The organism is Pseudokineococcus basanitobsidens, assembly GCF_037482545.1.
GTDB classification, from domain to species: Bacteria; Actinomycetota; Actinomycetes; order Actinomycetales; family Quadrisphaeraceae; genus Pseudokineococcus; species Pseudokineococcus basanitobsidens.
This window is the reverse complement of record NZ_JBBIAA010000001.1, coordinates 479,949-498,303: the sequence shown is the minus strand read 5'-3', so window position 1 is coordinate 498,303 and position 18,355 is coordinate 479,949. Positions and strand designations below refer to the sequence as shown.

The window sequence follows — 18,355 nt, the reverse complement described above, 5'->3', positions numbered from 1 at the left end:
GGACCTCCTCGTTCCGGCACGGCCGCCCCATAGCCCCCGCACAGCGACGGTGGCGACCGTCGTCCCCGTCGGGGAGCCGGGCGGCCCCCGCCGGCGCGACCGGCGCCGGACGAGGACGGAGGAGAGCACGATGGACGAGCACCCGTGGCGCACGACCCCTGGCGGGGGCGGCGACGTCCTGCGCGCCGGCACGAGCGACGGCGCCGGCACCGCCGACCGCGGGCCGAGAGGTCGCCGTCCCGGCGCCCCCGCGGTCCTCGCGGCCTGCGCGGCCCTCGTCGTCGGACTGCTCGGCGGTCTCGGCATCGGCACCGCCGTCGCCTCCTCCGGTCCGACCGGCGACGGCACGACGAGCAGCACGTCCGTCCCGGGTCAGGGCGTCCCCGGTGGCCAGGGCGGTCCCGGCAGCGGGACGTCCGGCGGCGGTGCCGGGCCGACGCCCGGCGGGCCGCCGCCGGGAGGCGCCCCGGGTGCCGGCACGACCTCTGACGGCGCCGCGGGTGCCGTGAGCGACCCGGTGACCTATGTCGTGCGGACGACGGCGTCCGCGGGTGGCCCGGGCGACGTCCCGCCGCCGCACGCGGCGGCCCCGACGGGCGAGCCGGGGGTCGTCGAGCGTCGGTACGACGTCTGAGGCGCTCTCCGCGAGGGCTCCGGGACGCCCGGGCCCCCGGACGCTGCTACACCTGCCCGATGAGCGGGAAGAGCACGGACGGGACGGTCGTCGCCGGCGTCGACGTCGGCGGGACGAACATCGAGGTCGGCCTCGTCGACGGCGACCACGAGGTGGTCGCCCGGGAGAAGGCCCCGACGCCGACGAGCGGGCCGGACGGGGTCTTCGACACCATCGCCGAGCTCGTCGGCGCGGTCGGCGGCGACCCCGTCGCCGTCGGGGTCGGGATCCCCGGGGTCGTGCACGAGGGCCAGGTGCTCACGGTGCCCAACCTCGAGGGATGGAGCGCGGAGGTCGACCTCGTCGGCGGCCTCTCCTCCCGCCTGGACGCACCGGTGACGCTCGGCAACGACGCGAACGTCGGGCTCCTCGGGGAGTGGGTCGCCGGCGCGGCCAAGGGGGCGCGCGACGTGCTGGGGCTGTGGATGGGGACCGGCATCGGCGGCGGGCTCATCCTCGACGGGCGGCCGTACGAGGGCTCGCGCGGGTCGGCCGGGGAGATCGGCCACGTGCTCGTGCAGCCCGGAGGGGCGCTCTGCTCGTGCGGGCGCCGCGGCTGCGTGGAGGCCTACGCCGGTCGCCGCATGATGAGCGGCGCCGCGTCGGCCATGGTCGAGGCGGGGTGGAAGACCCACCTGTTCGAGATCCGCGAGGACGAGGACAAGCCGAGGCTCACCTCGAAGGTGTGGGCGACGGCGCTCGACGAGGAGGACGCGCTCGCCGAGAAGCTCGTCGGCGCCGCGGTCGAGCACCTCGGCGTCGCCGTCGGCTCCGTCGTCAACCTGCTGGACGTCGAGCTCGTCGTGGTCGGCGGCGGCCTGCCGGAGAAGCTCGGCCAGGACCTCGCCGACCGGGTCGAGGCCGCGGCCCGGCCCTGGATGCTGCGGCCNGAACCTCACCCCACTGACTAGCGGGGCCGGCCCTGGTGCCGGCCCCGGGCGGCGGCAGCGACGGGGCAGACCAGCCGCGGGCTAATGGTCCAGTGCTCACCGTCCTGCGGCCCCGCACGCCAGCAGCGCTCGGGGCCCCCGGTCGGGGCACGTCATCCCAGTAGCGGTCACGCCTGCCCACGACCGGTGGGGCGCACGCTCTGACCCTAGGACTCCACGGTCCAGCCGAGACGAGTGCTGACCCCACCGGTCGCTACCAGCACCGACCCTGCCCCTTGCGGAACCGGTCCGGTAGCCGCCATTAGCCGGTGACCGTGACCTCCACGGTCACGGTCTGCCCCGAGACGACGCCGGTGGCGACCATCTCGTAGGTGCCGGGCTCGACCCGCCGCGGGATCCGGACCCGGGTCGTGCCCGAGCCCTCCGCGTCCGTGCGGACCCGACCGGCACGGTCGCCGCCCAGCGTGAGGGTCACGGCCTCGTAGGCCGCGAAGCCCGTCACGGACACCTCGACGCGGTCACCACGGGCCACCTCGGTCGTCGGCAGGACCAGCTGCGGGCCCTCCGGCTGCTCCGGCGCCTCGCCGACCGTGACGCGGCCGGTGTAGTCCTCCGGCGAGAGCGGGCTGTACTCCCGCAGGTAGGCCTCGAAGGCGTCGAAGTCGATGAGCCCGGTGAGCTCGACCGCACCCTCGGCGAAGGTGGTGAAGTTGTCACCGCCGGACGCGAGGAAGGAGTTCGTCGCCACGCGGTAGGTGGCGCCGAGGTCGATCGGCTCCCCGGAGACCCGGATGCTGTCGACGAGGACGTGCTCGCCGGCCGGTGCGTCCGGGTCGTAGGACCAGGTGAGCTCCTCCGACGTCCCCAGGGCCAGGAAGGGGCGCGACGCACCCGCCGGCTGCCACTGCTCCTCGAGCACCTGCACCAGCTGTCCCCCGGTGAGGGGGACGGCGACGAGGTCGTTGGCGAACGGCGTCACGGCGTTGGCCTCGGCGATGGTGATCTCGCCGTCCTCGCCGTAGAGCAGGTCGGCGCGCAGGCCGCCCGGGTTCACGAGGCCGAGGTCGGCGTCCTCCACGGGCCTCAGGGTCGTCCCGTAGACGTAGGTGTCGGCGACGAGCCCCCCGAGGGAGGAGTAGGCCCCGCGGTCCTCGACACCCGCGTCGGTGAAGGCACGGGTGATGTCCGCCGTCACCGACCCGATGACCTCGCTGCCGACCTCGTCGGCGTAGGCCTCCGCCGCCGCGACCGTCCCGGCGACCTCAGCCGTGCGCGGGTAGGTCGCCACGAGCTCGTCCTCGGGGGTCTGCGTCAGCGGGACCTCCTCCACCGTGGAGCTGGTGACCTCGCCGGTGGCGCGGTCGTAGTCCAGGGTGATGCGGCCGAGGTTCGCGGCGTAGGAGCCCGTCTGGATGACGGGACGGGTGCCGCCGCCGGCGACGGGCGCCTGCCACGCGTAGACCTGGTGCGTGTGGCCGGTGAAGATCGCGTCCACCTCCGGGCTGACCCCGGTGACGATGCGCGCGAAGGCCGTGTCGGCGGCGAGCGCCTCCTCGAGGGTCTGCTCGTCCTGGCCGAGGGGGTTGCCCTCGTGCGCGGACAGGACGATGACGTCCGCCTCGTCCCCCACCCCGTCGGTGAGCTCGTCGACGACCCGGTTCGTGGCCTCGACGGGGTCGCCGAAGACGACGCCCTCGATGCCGGACGGCGAGACGAGCGAGCTGGTCTCCTCGGTGACGACGCCGATGACACCGACGCTCACGCCGTCGACGTCCTCCAGCGCGTACTCCGGCAGCAGCACGTCGCCGGACTCGTCGTAGACGTTCGCACCGAGGATCGGGAAGTCGGCCAGGCCGCTCTCGCCGTCGACCCCGACGCGCCCCAGCAGGTCGTCGATCCCACGGTCGAACTCGTGGTTGCCGACGGCGCTGACCTGCAGCCCCATCTCGTCCAGGACCTCGATGGTCGGCTCGTCGGCCTGGACCGAGGAGACGTAGGGCGAGGCGCCGATGTTGTCGCCGGCCGACAGCAGCAGCGTGCCGTCGACGTCGTCGCGGTCGCGCTGCTGCTCGATCGTGCCCGACAGCGCGACGGCGTCGCCGAGGCGGCCGTGGAAGTCGTTGATGTCGAGCAGCTGCAGGGTCGACGTGCCCTCGTCCCCGCCGCCGGCGCCGGCGGCGCTCACGCCGACGACGACGGGGTCGTGGTCGGAGGCGCGGAACTGGTCGGGCGCGTACCAGGGCCGGTAGCCGTCGTACTGGTAGGCGTACGACTCGTCGGCGTTGATGTCCCACACGTCCGCGCCGGTCACCGTCGCCGCCATCGACGGCGAGGCGAGGACGTGGTCGAGCGAGCCGGTCCGGCCGCTGAAGACGTACGTGTCGCCGGCGTCGTACTCCGAGCCGAGGTCCACGTAGCCGGCGTCGCGCAGGACGTCGAGCGGGTCCTCCTGCGTGTAGGAGTTGAAGTCGCCGAGCAGGACGACGTCCTCGGGGGCGTCGTCGATCCCGTCGACGAACTCCACGAGGCGCTGCGCCTCGGCGACGCGCGTCGCGTTGCCGTTGCCCTGGCCGTCGCCGGTGTCCTCGTCACCGTCGCGCGGGGGCTGCGGCACCGAGCCCTTCGACTTGAAGTGGTTGACCACGGCCATGAACCGGTAGGCGTCCGGGCCGCCGGTGGAGAAGACCTGCGCGAGGGGCTGGCGGGCGCGGCCCACCCACTCCTCGTCGTCGTCCACGACGGACTCGCCGACCAGGTCCACCGCGGCGGGCTGGTAGATGAAGGCGTTGCGGATGACGTCCTGGTCCTGGGCCGGCGGGAGGTCCGCGGGCGAGGGGACGTAGGCCCAGCGCTCCTCCCCGGCGCCCTCGTTGAGGGCCTCGGTGAGCGTGGCCAGCGCCTCGTCCCGGTCCTCGCCGAGGGCGGCGCCGTTCTCGATCTCCTCGAGCCCGACGACCTCGGCCCCGAGGGCGTTGATCGCCGTGACGATCTTCGCCTCCTGGCGCTGGAGACCGGCCTCGTCGTCGGCGCCCCGGGCCTCGCCGCCGAAGGTCGTGAAGTAGTTGAGGACGTTGAAGGTGGCGACCTGCACGTCCCCGCCGACGTCCTCGGGGGCGTCGGTCCGCGGGCTCGCGTCGTCGAAGGTGGCGCCCGCGACGCCGTCGGTCACCGGGGTGACGGGCTGGAGCCGCCAGGCGTCGTAGCGGTAGTCGAGGACGTAGCCGACGTCACCGAAGCTGCTGACGTGGTCGCCCACGCGCACCGGCACGTCCGCGGCGCCGTAGCTCGGCGCCAGGCCGGCGCCGGCGAGGTTCGTGCTGCGCCCGTCGTCCAGGAGGACCTGCTGCGCCGCGTTCTGCGCCTCGTAGGCGGCAGCGGCGTCGCCGGGCTCGACCACGTCGGTCGCCTGCAGGAGGACGTCGTCCCCGGCGGCGAGGGCCACCTCGCCGTACCGGTTGAGGTTGTAGACCTCGGTGGCCGTCCACGTGCCCGCGGCCTCGACGCGCATGCCCTCGAGGCGCTCGCGGTCCGTGCCGGCCAGGTCCGCGCTGTCGAGCGTGACCGCGTCCGGCAGGTCGGCGTCCTCGGCGCAGAGGGCCACCGCGTCGGCGGTGACCTGGGTGAGGCCCTGGTACTCGGCGACCTCGCCCGCGACCTGGACGCTGTCGCCGATCTCGAGGCCGTCCACGGCGTCGCCGAAGACGTTGACCGCGGAGGAGGCGTCGCCCGGGGCGGCCGTCGCGTCCTGGACGTAGAGGCTGCCGAACCCGTCCGGCGAGGACGTGACGACGCCGGCGACGGTGACGTCCTGGCCGACGAGCGGGCTCTCGTCCCCGGTGCCCTGGACCGCCGTGATGGCGGTGAGACCGTCGGTGGTGCACGCGACCGGCTCCGGGTCGGGCTCTGGCGGCGGCTCCTCGCCGTTGCGGGCGCCGAAGCTGTTGGAGTCCTCGAGGACCGTCCAGGTGTCCCCGAGCAGCTGGATCGAGCCGTCGGCGCTCCCGCTGCCGGTCTCGGCGACGCCGATGTCGGTGGAGGTCGCCGAGGCCCCGGCGAGCGTCGCGGTGAACTGGCCCTCGTAGGAGAGGAACTGGACCAGCGCGCCGCTCGCGTCGAGCAGCGCGAGGCCGTCGGGCGCGCCGTTCTGCAGGCCCGGGAAATCGACGACCACGACGCCGGAGTCCCCGACGACGCCGGAGAGGCTCTTCGGCGAGTACGTCGCCCCGCCGTTGCCGTTGACGCCGACGAGCGTCCACCCGGTGAGGTCGGTCCCGGGCTCGGCCTGGACCTCGACGCGCTCGTTCGCGTCCGTCCCGGCGTTGTCGTAGTGGAGCTCGCTGATGAAGGGGCTGCCCGCGGGGGGCGTCACGGCGGCGGCGGGCGCGGCCAGCAGCGCACCCCCCACGAGTGCGGCGGTGGCCGCAGCAGCGGCCCTGGTGACGGCGGGGCGGGCCGCTGGGTGTGGTGCTCGTGGCACGGAGGTCCTCCGGTGTCGACGGCGGTGTGCGCGCCGCCCGCCGGTCGGCGGACGGCCTGCCTCGCCCGACGCGCGGTCGGCGCGCCGGGTCTGGCGGCGGCACGGGGCGCGGTGGAGACTGCCCCGTCCGGGTGAACAGCATGTGACGGATCTGCCCGGTCGGGAAGGCTCCGGCGTGACCTCGGCGGGATCGTCCCCCGCCCGTGACCGCCGTGGTCGACGCTGTGTGACGCTGGGCACGCTGGGTGCTCGCAGGTGAGGAGGTCGCCGGTGGCGAGCAGGACCCCGGCCGAGGAGCTGGACGTCGACGGCGTCCCCGTGCGCCTCACCAGCCCGGACCGCGTCCTCTTCCCCGCGCTCGGTGCGGACGGCGGCACGAAGCGCCACCTCGTCGACTTCTACCGGGCGGTCGCGTCCGCCTCGGCGGACGGGGCCGTCGGCGGCGTCGGCCCCCTGGTGCGGGCCCTGCGGGACCGCCCGACGTACCTGCAGCGCTTCCCCGACGGCGTGGACGGCGAGGAGGTGTACCAGAAGCGGGTGCCGGAGAAGGCCCCCGACTACCTGCGCCGCGTGCGGGTGACCTTCCCCTCCGGACGGCACGCCGACGCGCTGCGCGTCGACGCGGCGGCGCCGGTCCTGTGGGCGGTCCAGATGTCGACGGTGACCTTTCACCCGTGGCCGACGCGCGCCGACCACGTCGAGCTGCCCGACGAGCTGCGCGTCGACCTCGACCCCCAGCCCGGCACCGGCTTCGACGAGGCCCGCCGGGTCGCCCTCGACGTGCTGCACCCGCTGCTCGACGAGCTCGGCCTCGTCGGCTACCCCAAGACCTCCGGCGGCCGCGGTGTCCACGTCTACGTGCGCATCGAGCCGCGGTGGGAGATCCGCGAGGTCCGCCGGGCCGCGATCGCCCTGGCCCGCGAGGTCGAGCGCCGCGCCCCCGACCTCGTCACGACCGCCTGGTGGAAGGAGCAGCGGACCTCGGCGATCTTCGTCGACTACAACCAGAACGCCCGCGACCACACCATCGCCAGCGCCTACTCCGCCCGCCGCACGCCCCGCGCGACGGTGTCGACCCCCGTCACGTGGGCCGAGCTGGCCGACGTCTCCCCCGACGACTGCACCATCGCCACCGTCCCCGGCCTGCTCGCCGAGCGCGGCGACCCCATGGCCGGCCTCGACGAGGTCCGCCACTCCCTCGAGCCGCTGCTGGAGATGGCCGACCGCGACGAGGCCCGCGGCGAGGGCGAGCTGCCCTACCCGCCCAACCACCCCAAGATGCCCGGCGAGCCCAAGCGCGTGCAGCCCAGCCGCGACCGCGACCGCGACCGCGGGGGCCGCACCACCGACGGGTGACCCGGCCGTCGCACCGTCGCCCGGGCGGGGGGTACCCGCTCGACCTCCCCCGCGACGGCACGCCGGCCTGGTGGACTGCCCGTCGTCCACGTGGGGCGGACTGCGCCCCGACGCCCGTCCGCCCGACGCCCGTCCGCCCCGCCCGAGGAGACCCATGAGCTACGACGCCCCCGTCCCCCACACCGGCCACGCCCCCACGTCGACGGCGGCCACGAACACCAAGGCCGTCGTGGCCCTGCCGTTGGCCTTCTCCTTCAGCCTGCTCGGGCTGGTCTTCGGCATCCTGGCGCTGCGGGAGATCGGTCGGACCGGAGAGGGCGGCCGGGGCTTCGCCATCACCGCCGTCGTGCTCGGCGCGCTCAACCTGCTCTTCGTCGTGCTCTTCCTGGGCCTGTTCGCCGCCGGCATCGCGAGCGGCATCCAGCAGATGCAGCAGCTGCAGGGCGTGTCCGGCTTCTGACGGACCCCCGGACGGCGCTCCCGGGGCCGCTCACCCAGGATCGGGGCATGGCAGCGAAGACCACGACCCACGACTTCACCGGCAGCGTCGTCCTCGTCACGGGCGGCGGCTCGGGCATCGGCGCGGCGATCACCCGCGCGTTCCTCGACGCCGGCGCGACCGTCGCCGTCACCGGACGGCGCCGCGAGCAGCTCGAGCAGGTGCTCGAGGGCCACCCGGCCGAGCGGACCGCGGCCCTGCCCGCGGACGTCTCCGACGGCGCCCAGGTGCGCGGCCTCGTCGCCGACGTCCTCGAGCGCTTCGGGCGCCTGGACGTCGTCGTCAGCAACGCGGCCGGCTTCGCCGTCGGCGAGATCACCGAGGTCGACGACGACGACTGGGCGGCCATGCGCGCCACCAACGTCGACGGCTTCTTCCACCTCGCGAAGGCGGCGCTGCCACACCTCGCCGACGCCGGCGGGAACCTCGTCGCCGTGTCGTCGGTGTCCGGCGACCGCGGCGACTGGGGGCAGTCGACGTACAACGCGACGAAGGCCGCCGTGACCAACTTCGTCCGCTCGCTGGCCCTCGACTGGGGCGGCCGGGGGGTGCGGCTGAACGTCGTCGCGCCGGCGTTCACCCTCACGGAGCTGACCGAGCCGATGGTGACCGACGCGGACTCCCTCGAGCCCTTCACGAACCGCATCGCCCTCGGGCGGCCCGGCATCCCCGACGACGTCGCCCCCGCGGTGCTGTGGCTCGCCAGCGACGCCGCGCACTACGTCAGCGGGGCGGTGCTGCCCGTCGACGGCGGCACGAGCGCGTCCACGGGGCAGCCGCACGCCTGAACCCGCTCGAGGGACGGCGCCCGGGTCCGGCACCGCCGCCCGAGGCCGACCAGCGACAGGTCAGCGAGGGCGTCACCGGGCCTGGCGAGGAGGTGGCCCCGTGCTGGCGCGGACCACGAGACGGGTGGGGACGAGGGTCCTGCCGGGCGCCGTCGCACCCTCGTCCACCTGCCGCAGCGCCAGCTCGACGCAGCGGCGCCCGACCTCGGCGAAGTCCTGGTGGACGCTCGTCAGCGGCGGGGAGTAGTCACCGACGTCGGGCAGGTCGTCGAACCCCACGACGCTGACGTCCTCGGGGACGCGGCGACCCGCCTCCCGCAGCGCGCGGAGCACGCCGAGCGCCATCTGGTCGTTGGCGGAGAACACGGCGGTGCACCCGGGTTCGGCCGCCAGGCGGCGACCCGCCTCGTAGCCGGACGAGGAGGTCCAGTCCCCCACGAGTACCGGCGGGACGCTCCTGCCCGCCTCGACGAGGGCCGCCGACCAGGCGTCGGCGCGCCGCGCGGCGGCGAAGGAGTCCTGCGGGCCCGCCACGTGCCAGACCGTTCTGTGCCCGAGCGTGAGCAGGTGGCGCACCGCCTGCCGGGCCCCGTCCGCCTGGTCGGTGTCCACCACGGGGTACCGGTCCGCGGCGTTCGAGTCGACGACCACGACGGGCACACCGGGCGGCAGCAGCACGGTCATCGTGTCCAAGAGCTGCACCTCCATGACGACGACGACCGCGTCGACCGCCAGCTCCGTGAGGCGGGTGAAGGCACCCCGGACCTCCGCCTGGGTGTGGCTCTGGACGGGGACGACCGTGATGCCGTAGCCGGCCGCCGCGGCGGACGACAGGACGCCGTCGAGCGTGCGCACGTTGCCGGTCGTCGCCAGCGTGAAGAGCAGCACGCCCAGCGTCCGGAAGCGACCGCTCTTCAGCGCGCGCGCAGCGCTGTTCGGGCGGTAGCCGAGCCGCTGCATCGCCTCCAGGACGACCTGACGGGTCGGCTCGCCGACGCCGGGCATGCCGTTCGAGACCCGGGAGACCGTCTGCGCCGAGACGCCGACCTCGCGCGCGACGTCGGACATGCGCACACCTCGGCGCACCGCCGCCCCCGGGACCTCTGCCACGCGCCCTCCTCCGTCAGCACCCCCGTCGACGGAGTGCTCCGCGCGGGACGCCGTCGTCCCGCGACGTCGACGTGGTTGCGCAAACGTACCTGGGGGGCGCATGCTGTCCGCGCAGTTAGCGCAAACGTCGCGACCGACGGAGGTCGCACCCAGCTCTCCCTGCGACCCCACGAGACGGAGCGAGGACGCCCATGACGGCCGGAGCCCCCGCGGCACCCACCACGCCACCCACGGCGCCGGCAGCGGCGCGGCCGGACGGCCCACGGTCCTCGGCACGGCGGTGGGCCGGCTGGGGCTTCGTCGGGCCCTTCATGGCGGTCTTCGCGCTCGTCTTCCTCGCGCCCATCGCCTACTCGCTGTGGCTCAGCCTCTTCCGCGACCAGCTCGTGGGCGGCACCTCCTTCGTCGGGCTCTCGAACTACGCACAGGCACTGCAGGACCCAAGCCTCTGGTCGGGGCTCGGCCGGGTGTCGCTCTTCCTCGTCGTGCAGGTGCCCGTGATGCTGGCCGTCGCGCTCTTCGCAGCGCTGGCGATCGACAGCGGCCGGTTGCACGGCGCTTCCTTCTTCCGGATCTCGATCTTCATGCCGTACGCCGTGCCCGCCGTCGTGGCCGCCCTGATGTGGGGCTTCATGTACGGCACGCGTTTCGGGCTCGTGGGCAACCTCGAGGACGCGCTCGGCGTGGGCCTGCCCGCACCGCTGTCACCCGACTACGTGCTCGCGGCGATCGGCAACATCGTCACGTGGTCCTTCGTGGGCTACAACATGCTGATCTTCTACTCCGCCCTGCGGACGGTCCCCACCAGCCTCTACGAGGCGGCGGAGATCGACGGCGCCGGCCAGCTCCGCATCGTCGCCGCCATCAAGGTCCCGGCGATGCGCGGGGCCCTCGTCATCGCGACGATCTTCTCCATCATCGGCAGCTTCCAGCTCTTCAACGAGCCGAGCATCCTGGCGAGCCTCGCGCCGAACGCCATCACCACGGACTTCACGCCGAACCTGTACGCCTACTCGCTGTCCTTCTCGGGCCAGCAGTACAACTACGCCGCCACCGTCGCGCTGATCATGGGCCTGGTGACGATGGTGGTCGCCTACGTCGTCCAGCTGCGTGGCATGCGGCGGGAGGGCTGACCGATGGCCACCACCGCACCCGCGCCCGCGACCGCCCCCGAGGCCGGGCGGCGCAGCCCGTCCTCGTCGCGCTCCCGGCGGACGCACCGGCGCGACCGGCCACGCCGGTCGCTGCTCCTCACCGTCCTCATGGCGGTCGTCCTCGTCTACGCGCTCGTGCCCCTGGTGTGGCTGGTCGTCAACGCGACGAAGACCCAGTCCGACCTCTTCACGTCCTTCGGGCTGTGGTTCTCCGGCGACGTGAACCTGCTGGACAACGTCTCCCGCACGCTCACCTACGACGACGGCGTCTTCGGCCGGTGGTTCGCCAACACGCTGCTGTACGTCGTCGCCGGCGCCGGTGGGGCCACGGCGCTCGCGGTGCTGGGCGGCTACGGGCTCGCGAAGTTCGACTTCCCCGGCAAGCGCGGCGTCTTCGCCGTCGTCATCGGCGCCGTGGCCGTCCCCGGTACGGCGCTCGCCGTCCCGACCTTCCTCATGTTCAGCCAGCTCGGGATCACGAACACCCCGCTGTCGGTCATCATCCCGTCGCTCATCTCCCCGTTCGGGCTCTACCTCATGTGGACCTTCGCGTCCGAGGCGATACCGACCGAGCTCATGGAGGCGGCCCGCGTCGACGGTGCCGGCGAGCTGAGGACCTTCGTCCAGGTCTGCCTGCCGCTGCTCGCCCCCGGCATCGTCACGGTGCTGCTGTTCACGGTCGTCGCGACGTGGAACAACTACTTCCTGCCGCTGATCATGCTGCGCGACCCCGACTGGTACCCGCTGACCCTCGGGCTCAACGCGTGGAACGCGCAGGCCGCCACGGCGGGCGGCGAGGCGATCTTCGACCTCGTCATCACCGGCTCCCTGCTCACCATCGTCCCTCTCGTCGCCGCCTTCCTGCTGCTGCAGCGCTTCTGGCAGAGCGGCCTCGCCGCCGGCGGTGTCAAGGAGTGACGTCCCGCGGCCCCCGGGCTCCACTCGCCACCCGCACCTCCCGCCACCGCCCCCCGGAAGGACCTCCCATGACCAGCACCACCCGCCGCGCAGCGCTGCGCGGAACCGCCCTCACCGCCGCCCTGGCGCTGTCGCTGACCGCCTGCGGCGGGGGCTCGGGCTCGCCCGAGGACGTCGACGCCGCCGTCGAGGACGGCGGCACCCTCACCGTCTGGGCGTGGGAGCCCACGCTGGAGCAGGTCGCCGAGGACTTCGAGACCGCTAACCCCGGCGTCACGGTCGAGCTGGCCAACGTCGGCACGGGCAACGACCAGTACACGGCCCTGCAGAACGCCATCTCGGCGGGCAGCGGCGTCCCGGACGTCGCGCAGGTCGAGTACTACGCGCTGCCCCAGTTCGCTCTCTCGGAGTCCTTCGCCGACGTCTCTGACCTGGGGGCCGCCGACCTCGACGGCACCTTCAGCCCGGGGCCGTGGGCCTCGGTGCAGCCGCAGGGCGAGGGCGTCTTCGGCCTGCCGATGGACTCCGGGCCGATGGCGATGTTCTACAACGCAGACGTCTTCGAGGCGGCCGGCGTCGAGGTCCCGACGACCTGGGACGAGTTCGTCGAGGCAGGCCGCGCCCTCCGCGCGTACGACCCGGACACCTACATCACCAACGACACCGGGGACGCCGGCTTCACGACCTCGCTGATCTGGCAGGCGGGCGGGCAGCCGTTCACCGCCGACGGCACCGACGTCACGGTCGACCTCGCCGACGAGGGCTCGCAGCGCTTCGCCGACCTGTGGCAGACGATGGTTGGCGAGGACCTGGTCGCGCCGATCAGCTCCTGGAGCGACGAGTGGTTCCAGGCGCTGTCCGGTGGCCAGGTGGCGAGCCTCGTCACCGGCGCATGGATGCCGGCCAACCTCATGTCCGGCGCCCCCGACGCCGCGGGCAGCTGGCGCGTCGCCCCCATGCCCCAGTGGGACGAGGGCGCGTCCGTCACCGCCGAGAACGGCGGCAGCGCCCTGTCGGTGACGGAGGCGAGCGAGCAGAAGGAGCTTGCCTACGCCTTCCTCGAGTACGCCACGACGGGCGAGGGCGCGCAGACCCGCGTCGACCAGGGCGCCTTCCCCGCGACGGTCGAGCAGCTCGAGTCCGACGAGTTCCTCTCGGCGACGCCCGACTACTTCGGCGGCCAGGCCATCAACGAGGTGCTCGCGCAGTCCTCGGCCGACGTCGTCGACGGCTTCCAGTACCTGCCGTACCAGGTGTACGCCAACAGCGTCTTCAACGACACCGTCGGCCAGGCCTACGTCGGCGACGAGACGATCGCCGACGGCCTCGGCGCCTGGCAGCAGGACATCGTCTCCTACGGCGAGGAGCAGGGGTTCGGGGTCACCGCCCGCTGAGCCCCGGTCGGGGTCGCCGGGCACGCCTGACGACCCCGACCGGCGGGACCAGCGTCCGCCCCGACCACCCGACCACCGCGAGCCCTGGAGACGAGGACCTATGCCCGCGTTCGCGATCGGCGACGAGGACTTCCTGCTCGACGGCGCCCCCGTGCAAGTCGTCTCGGGTGCGCTGCACTACTTCCGGATCCACCCAGACCAGTGGGCCGACCGGCTGCGGACGGCTCGGCTCATGGGTCTCAACACGGTCGAGACGTACGTCGCGTGGAACGCCCACAGCCCGCGGCGCGGCGTCATGGACCTCACCGGGCGCGCCGACCTCGGGCGCTTCCTCGACCTCGCCGCCGCCGAGGGGCTGCACGCGATCGTGCGTCCTGGACCCTTCATCTGCGCCGAGTGGGACGGCGGAGGGCTCCCGGCCTGGCTGCTGGCGGCCGAGGGCGTCGGGGTGCGCCGCAGCGAGCCCACCTACCTCGCGGCGGTCGAGGACTTCCTCGCCGGCGTTCTCCCGGTCGTCGCCGAGCGGCAGGTCACGCGCGGCGGGCCGGTGCTCATGGTGCAGGTGGAGAACGAGTACGGCGCGTACGGCGACGACGCGGGCTACCTGCGCGAGCTCGTCGCGATGACGCGGGCCCAGGGCATCGAGGTCCCCCTGTTCACGTGCGACCAGGCCGACGACGCGATGCTCGCCCGGGGCGGCCTGCCCGAGCTGCACCGGACGGCCACCTTCGGCTCCCGCTCGACCGAGCGGCTCGCCGTGCTGCGCCGCCACCAGCCCACCGGCCCGCTCATGTGTGCCGAGTTCTGGGCCGGCTGGTTCGACGCCTGGGGCGGTCACCACCACCTCCCCGACGTCGACCGCGCCGCGGGCGACCTCGACGAGCTGCTGGCCGCCGGGGCGTCCGTGAACATCTACATGGCACACGGCGGCACCAACTTCGGCTTCACGAACGGCGCCAACGACAAGGGCGTCTACGCGCCGACGGTCACCTCCTACGACTACGGCGCCCCCATCGCCGAGGACGGCTCGCCGACCCCGCTGTTCCACGCCTTCCGGGAGGTCGTCTCACGGTACGCACCGGTCCCCGCGGACCTCCCGCCGGAGCGGCGGCCCGCGCCGGCGCTCGACGTCGCCCTCGACCGGCGCCTCGACGCGACCTCGGCCACCAGTGTCCTGGGGCCGTGGAAGGAGTGGGACCACCTGCCGACGACCGACGAGGCGGAGCAGTGGACCGGTCTCGTCGCCTACCGCACCGACGTCACCGCCGACGACGGCGTGCTCGTGCTCGACGAGGTCCGCGACCACGTGGTCGCCCGCCTGGACGGCCGCCCGATCGGCGTCCTCGACCGCTCCCGCGGCGACCGCGTGCTGCCGCTGCCGGCCGCGGACGGGGTCCTCGAGCTGCTCGTGGAGGACCAGGGCCGCGTCAACTACGGGCCACGGATCGGCGAGCCGAAGGGGCTGCTCGGCCCGGCGCGGACGACCGCGCGCGAGGTGACCTCCTGGCGCACCGCGCCCCTGCTGCTCGACGACGTGACCGCGCTCGCGGAGGAGGTGCGCGAGCAGCCCGACCAGGACCCCGCCGCCCCCGTGGCCGGCCCCGCCTTCTGCGCCGGGACCTTCGCGAGCGAGCCCGGCGCCGACCACTTCCTCGCCCTGACGGGATGGGGCAAGGGCCTTGTGTGGGTGAACGGCTGGTGCCTCGGTCGCTACTGGTCCGCCGGACCGACCCGGACCCTCTACGTGCCCGGGCCGCTCGTACGGGAGGGCGCCAACGACCTCCTCGTGCTCGAGCTGCACGGCGCGGCGCAGGCCCGGGCGGGCTTCGTCGCCGCACCGGACCTGGGGCACACCGAGGACTGACCGCAGCCGCGCGCCCGACGGGGCGGCACGCAGGAAAGGGGGTACGGGGACCGGCCGGCAGAGGCCGGTCGGGCACGCACCACCGCAGCCACGCCGCCGGTCCAGGACGGCCGGGGCGGACGCGACGACGACGACGCGAGAGGACCGGACGTGGACGACACCCGCGCACGGCAGGAGGGGCCGAGCAGGCCCGGAGCAGGACGACGGACGACGGCCAGCAGGGCGACCCGCGCGGTGCTGGGCGCAGGACTGGTGCTGGCGCTCGGCGCCGGCGCGGTCCCCGCCGGTGCCGCGACGGCGACGGCGACGGCGACGAGGGCCCTGCCCTCGGTGACCGTCCGCCTCGACCCCGCCTACCAGGGCCAGGAGTTCGAGGGCTGGGGGACGAGCCTCGTCTGGTTCGCCAACGCCACCGGCGACTACCCCGACGAGATCCGCGACCGTCTCGCCGACCTGCTGTTCGGCCAGGACGGCCTGCGCCTGAACATCGCCCGCTACAACATCGGCGGCGGCAACGCCCCGGACGTGCCCGACTACCTGCGCCCCGGGGGTGCCGTCGAGGGCTGGTGGGAGGCCCCCGAGGGGACCACGCGCGAGGACGTCGACTGGTGGGACCCCGAGGACCCGGAGGACTGGGACCCGGACGCCGACGCCACGCAGCGGTGGTGGGTCGAGCGCATCAAGGACGACGTCACGCACTGGGAGACCTTCAGCAACTCGCCGCCGTGGTTCCAGACCGTCAGCGGCTACACCTCCGGCGGCTTCGACAGCTCGGCCGACCAGATCCGCGCCGACCGGGTCGACGACTTCGCCGCCTACGTCGTCGGCGCCACCGAGCGGCTCGAGGACGCCACGGGCATCGACGTCGACACGATCGACCCGTTGAACGAGCCGAACACCCCGTACTGGGGCACCCAGCTCGGCCCGGACGGGAACCCGACCGGTGGGCGGCAGGAGGGCGCGCACGCGGGTCCCGCGCTGCAAGGGCAGGTGATCTCCGCGCTGGACGACGCGCTCGAGGGCGCCGACACCGACGCCGTGGTCTCGGCCATGGACGAGACCAACCCCGGCACCTTCGCGACGAACTGGTACGCCTACCCGCCCGAGGTCCGCGAGGTCGTCGACCAGCTCAACGTCCACACCTACGGCACCGGGCAGCGGCCCGTCGTCCGCGACATCGCCAAGGGCTTCGACAAGCCGCTGTGGATGAGCGAGGTCGGCGGGTCCTGGGGCGACGGGCAGGACTTCGAGTCCATGGAGCCGGGCCTCGGCATCGCCGACCGCATCGTCGACGACCTGCGCGAGCTCGAGCCCACGGCCTGGGTGTTCTGGCAGCCGGTCGAGGACTACGACAACATGAAGCCGGGCGGCGAGAGTGCCGCGGGGGCGAACTGGGGCAGCATCCAGCTCCCGTTCGACTGCACCGCCGAGGACACCCTCGAGACGTGCCCGATCTACACCAACACGAAGTTCGGCACGGTGCGGAACTTCACGCACTACATCGCGCCGGGTGACCACCTCATCGCTACGGACGACGCCTCGACCGTGGCGTCGGTCAGCCGTCGTGGCCCGCAGGCGTCGGTCGTCCACGTGAACGAGTCGGACGCCGCGCGCGCGGTCGACCTCGACCTCTCCGGGTTCCGCCTCGTGCAGCGCGGCGCCACCGTGACGCCGGTCGTCACCGACGCGTCCGGTGCCCTGCAGGAGGGCGACCCCGTGGCGGTCACGGACGACCACGCCCGGCTCGTCGTCCCCGCCGAGTCCGTCACCACCTTCGTCGTCGACGGCGTGAGGGGTGCCGACGCCGGCGAGGCGAGCATCCAGGACGGCCACGTCTACGCGCTCGACGGGGTGCAGAGCGACCGGGTGCTGGCCGCCGCCGCCGACGGCGCGGTCCTCGGCGCCGACGACGTCACCGCCGAGGACGAGCTCTGGCGCCTGGACGCCGTGCACGGCAGGGGCAACCGGACGGCGTACACGGTCTCGAGCGTGGTCGACGGCCGTGTCCTCACGGACACCGGGGACACCGTCCGCCTGGCCGAGAAGACCGCGGACGTGCCGCTCGCGGCGCAGTGGGTCGGCTCGACCACGGGCGACGGCGTCTGGACCCTCGTCAACCGTGGGACGACGAGGCTCCTCGAGGTGGGCGGCCAGGCGACCACCGAGGGTGCTCCCGTCGGCGCCTACCGGGCGAACGGCGGCGCGAACCAGCGGTGGGAGCTCGCCGACCGGACCGTGGAAGGGGCTCAGGAGGTGCAGGTCTTCACCGAGGTGGGGACGGCACCCGATCTTCCCGAGACGGTGAGCAGCACCGTCTCGGACGGGACCGGCTACGCGATGCCGGCGACGTGGCGCCTGCCCCAGGGCGATCACGCCTGGAGCCGCCCCCGGGAGGTCGTCGTGCGCGGCACCGCGACGGACCTCACGGGCACGACCCACCGGGTCACCGCGACCGTCGTCGTGGACCGCCTGACCACGACCGAGCCGGTGCGGGTGCGCACCGTCCCGGGCGAGGTCCCGGAGCTCCCCGCCACGGTGACCGCCACCGGGCAGCTCGACGTGGCCGTCCAGGTGCCCGTCACCTGGGCGGAGGTGAGTCCCGAGGACGTCGCCGCGGTCGGCACGACGACCGTGGCCGGCACGGCGGTCACCGCGGCCGGCCGGACGCTGCCCGCCACGGCGCAGGTCGAGGTGGTGCCGGGTGAGCCCGGCGTCGTCTCCGAGGACGAGGGCGTGAGCATCTCCGCGTCCTTCACCGAGCCGGGCTACTCCACCGCCGGGCTCAACGACGGCGACCTCACCGACAAGGCCTGGTCGACGTGGGTGCCGGGCGACAAGCGGCCCGGGGACTCGCTCGTCGTGGACCTGCCGGGAGCGCGGTCGGTGACGGGTGTCCGCGCCGAGGTCTACCAGGAGGACGACACGTCGCCGCGGACCGCGCAGCTCCAGGTCCGTGGTGCGGACGGCGCCTGGGTCGACGCCTCGGCCGTCCTCGACGTGCCCGCGGGCAGCGAGGTCGTGGAGCTCGACGTCGCCGACGGTCCTGTGCGGACCGACGGCGTGCGCCTCGTCCTGCAGGCGCGGCAGGGCGGCTACCTCGTGATGAGCGAGCTGCAGGTGCTCGCGCTCGTCCCGGGCGAGGAGGGGTGAGACGTCCCGACGCGTGAGGTGGACGCACGAGGCCCCCGAGCACCGCGGTGCTCGGGGGCCTCGTGCGTCGATGACCTCGTGC

12 protein-coding genes are annotated in these 18,355 nt (G+C 74.0%); 10 read left to right on the top strand and 2 right to left on the bottom strand.

Annotation, left to right across the window (positions count from 1 at the left end; all coding sequences use genetic code 11):
• Positions 1 to 130 precede the first annotated feature (130 nt).
• Together WDZ17_RS02205 and WDZ17_RS02200 are read left to right on the top strand one after the other, a co-directional pair.
• Positions 131 to 634: a hypothetical protein gene (locus WDZ17_RS02205; RefSeq protein WP_339573501.1), complete on the top strand. Its 504-nt coding sequence runs from the start codon at positions 131 to 133 to the stop codon at positions 632 to 634.
• A gap of 59 nt (positions 635 to 693) precedes the next feature.
• On the top strand, positions 694 to 1,584 hold the full coding sequence (locus tag WDZ17_RS02200; RefSeq protein WP_339573500.1) for an ROK family protein: 891 nt from the start codon (positions 694 to 696) through the stop codon (positions 1,582 to 1,584).
• A 280-nt stretch (positions 1,585 to 1,864) separates the two neighbouring features.
• Here the strand turns inward: WDZ17_RS02200 and WDZ17_RS02195 are convergent, their stop codons facing one another.
• Entirely contained in the window at positions 1,865 to 5,968 is a 4,104-nt protein-coding gene (locus WDZ17_RS02195) for an ExeM/NucH family extracellular endonuclease (RefSeq protein WP_339573499.1), read from the bottom strand.
• 342 nt (positions 5,969 to 6,310) lie between these two features.
• On the opposite strand from WDZ17_RS02195, the gene WDZ17_RS02190 reads away from it, so the two are divergent.
• From WDZ17_RS02190 to budC, 3 genes are all read left to right on the top strand, one after another.
• Complete coding sequence (locus tag WDZ17_RS02190; RefSeq protein ID WP_339573498.1) at positions 6,311 to 7,396, top strand: DNA polymerase domain-containing protein; 1,086 nt, start codon at positions 6,311 to 6,313, stop codon at positions 7,394 to 7,396.
• 154 nt (positions 7,397 to 7,550) lie between these two features.
• Complete coding sequence (locus WDZ17_RS02185; RefSeq protein ID WP_339573497.1) at positions 7,551 to 7,856, top strand: DUF4190 domain-containing protein; 306 nt, start codon at positions 7,551 to 7,553, stop codon at positions 7,854 to 7,856.
• A 47-nt stretch (positions 7,857 to 7,903) separates the two neighbouring features.
• Entirely contained in the window at positions 7,904 to 8,683 is a 780-nt protein-coding gene (gene budC, locus WDZ17_RS02180; protein WP_339573496.1) for a meso-2,3-butanediol dehydrogenase, read from the top strand.
• Between the two features lie 72 nt (positions 8,684 to 8,755).
• Here budC and WDZ17_RS02175 read toward each other — a convergent pair whose 3' ends face one another.
• Positions 8,756 to 9,751, bottom strand: coding sequence for a LacI family DNA-binding transcriptional regulator (locus WDZ17_RS02175; protein ID WP_339573495.1), 996 nt, complete (start codon positions 9,749 to 9,751; stop codon positions 8,756 to 8,758).
• A gap of 233 nt (positions 9,752 to 9,984) precedes the next feature.
• Here WDZ17_RS02175 and WDZ17_RS02170 point away from each other — a divergent pair, with 233 nt between their 5' ends.
• The 5 genes from WDZ17_RS02170 to WDZ17_RS02150 all read left to right on the top strand — a co-directional run bounded on the left by WDZ17_RS02170 (position 9,985) and on the right by WDZ17_RS02150 (position 18,273).
• Positions 9,985 to 10,926: a carbohydrate ABC transporter permease gene (locus WDZ17_RS02170; RefSeq protein ID WP_339573494.1), complete on the top strand. Its 942-nt coding sequence runs from the start codon at positions 9,985 to 9,987 to the stop codon at positions 10,924 to 10,926.
• 3 nt (positions 10,927 to 10,929) lie between these two features.
• The gene (locus WDZ17_RS02165) at positions 10,930 to 11,865 is read left to right on the top strand and encodes a carbohydrate ABC transporter permease (protein WP_339573493.1); all 936 of its coding nucleotides are present in this window, start codon (positions 10,930 to 10,932) and stop codon (positions 11,863 to 11,865) included.
• A 68-nt stretch (positions 11,866 to 11,933) separates the two neighbouring features.
• A complete protein-coding gene (locus WDZ17_RS02160) occupies positions 11,934 to 13,259 on the top strand; it encodes an ABC transporter substrate-binding protein (protein WP_339573492.1) in 1,326 nt (441 codons plus the stop codon).
• A gap of 100 nt (positions 13,260 to 13,359) precedes the next feature.
• Positions 13,360 to 15,123, top strand: coding sequence for a glycoside hydrolase family 35 protein (locus WDZ17_RS02155; RefSeq protein WP_339573491.1), 1,764 nt, complete (start codon positions 13,360 to 13,362; stop codon positions 15,121 to 15,123).
• A gap of 150 nt (positions 15,124 to 15,273) precedes the next feature.
• Positions 15,274 to 18,273 carry a glycoside hydrolase gene (locus WDZ17_RS02150; protein ID WP_339573490.1) on the top strand — a complete coding sequence of 1,000 codons (3,000 nt, stop codon included), beginning with the start codon at positions 15,274 to 15,276 and terminating at the stop codon, positions 18,271 to 18,273.
• Positions 18,274 to 18,355: the final 82 nt, after the last annotated feature.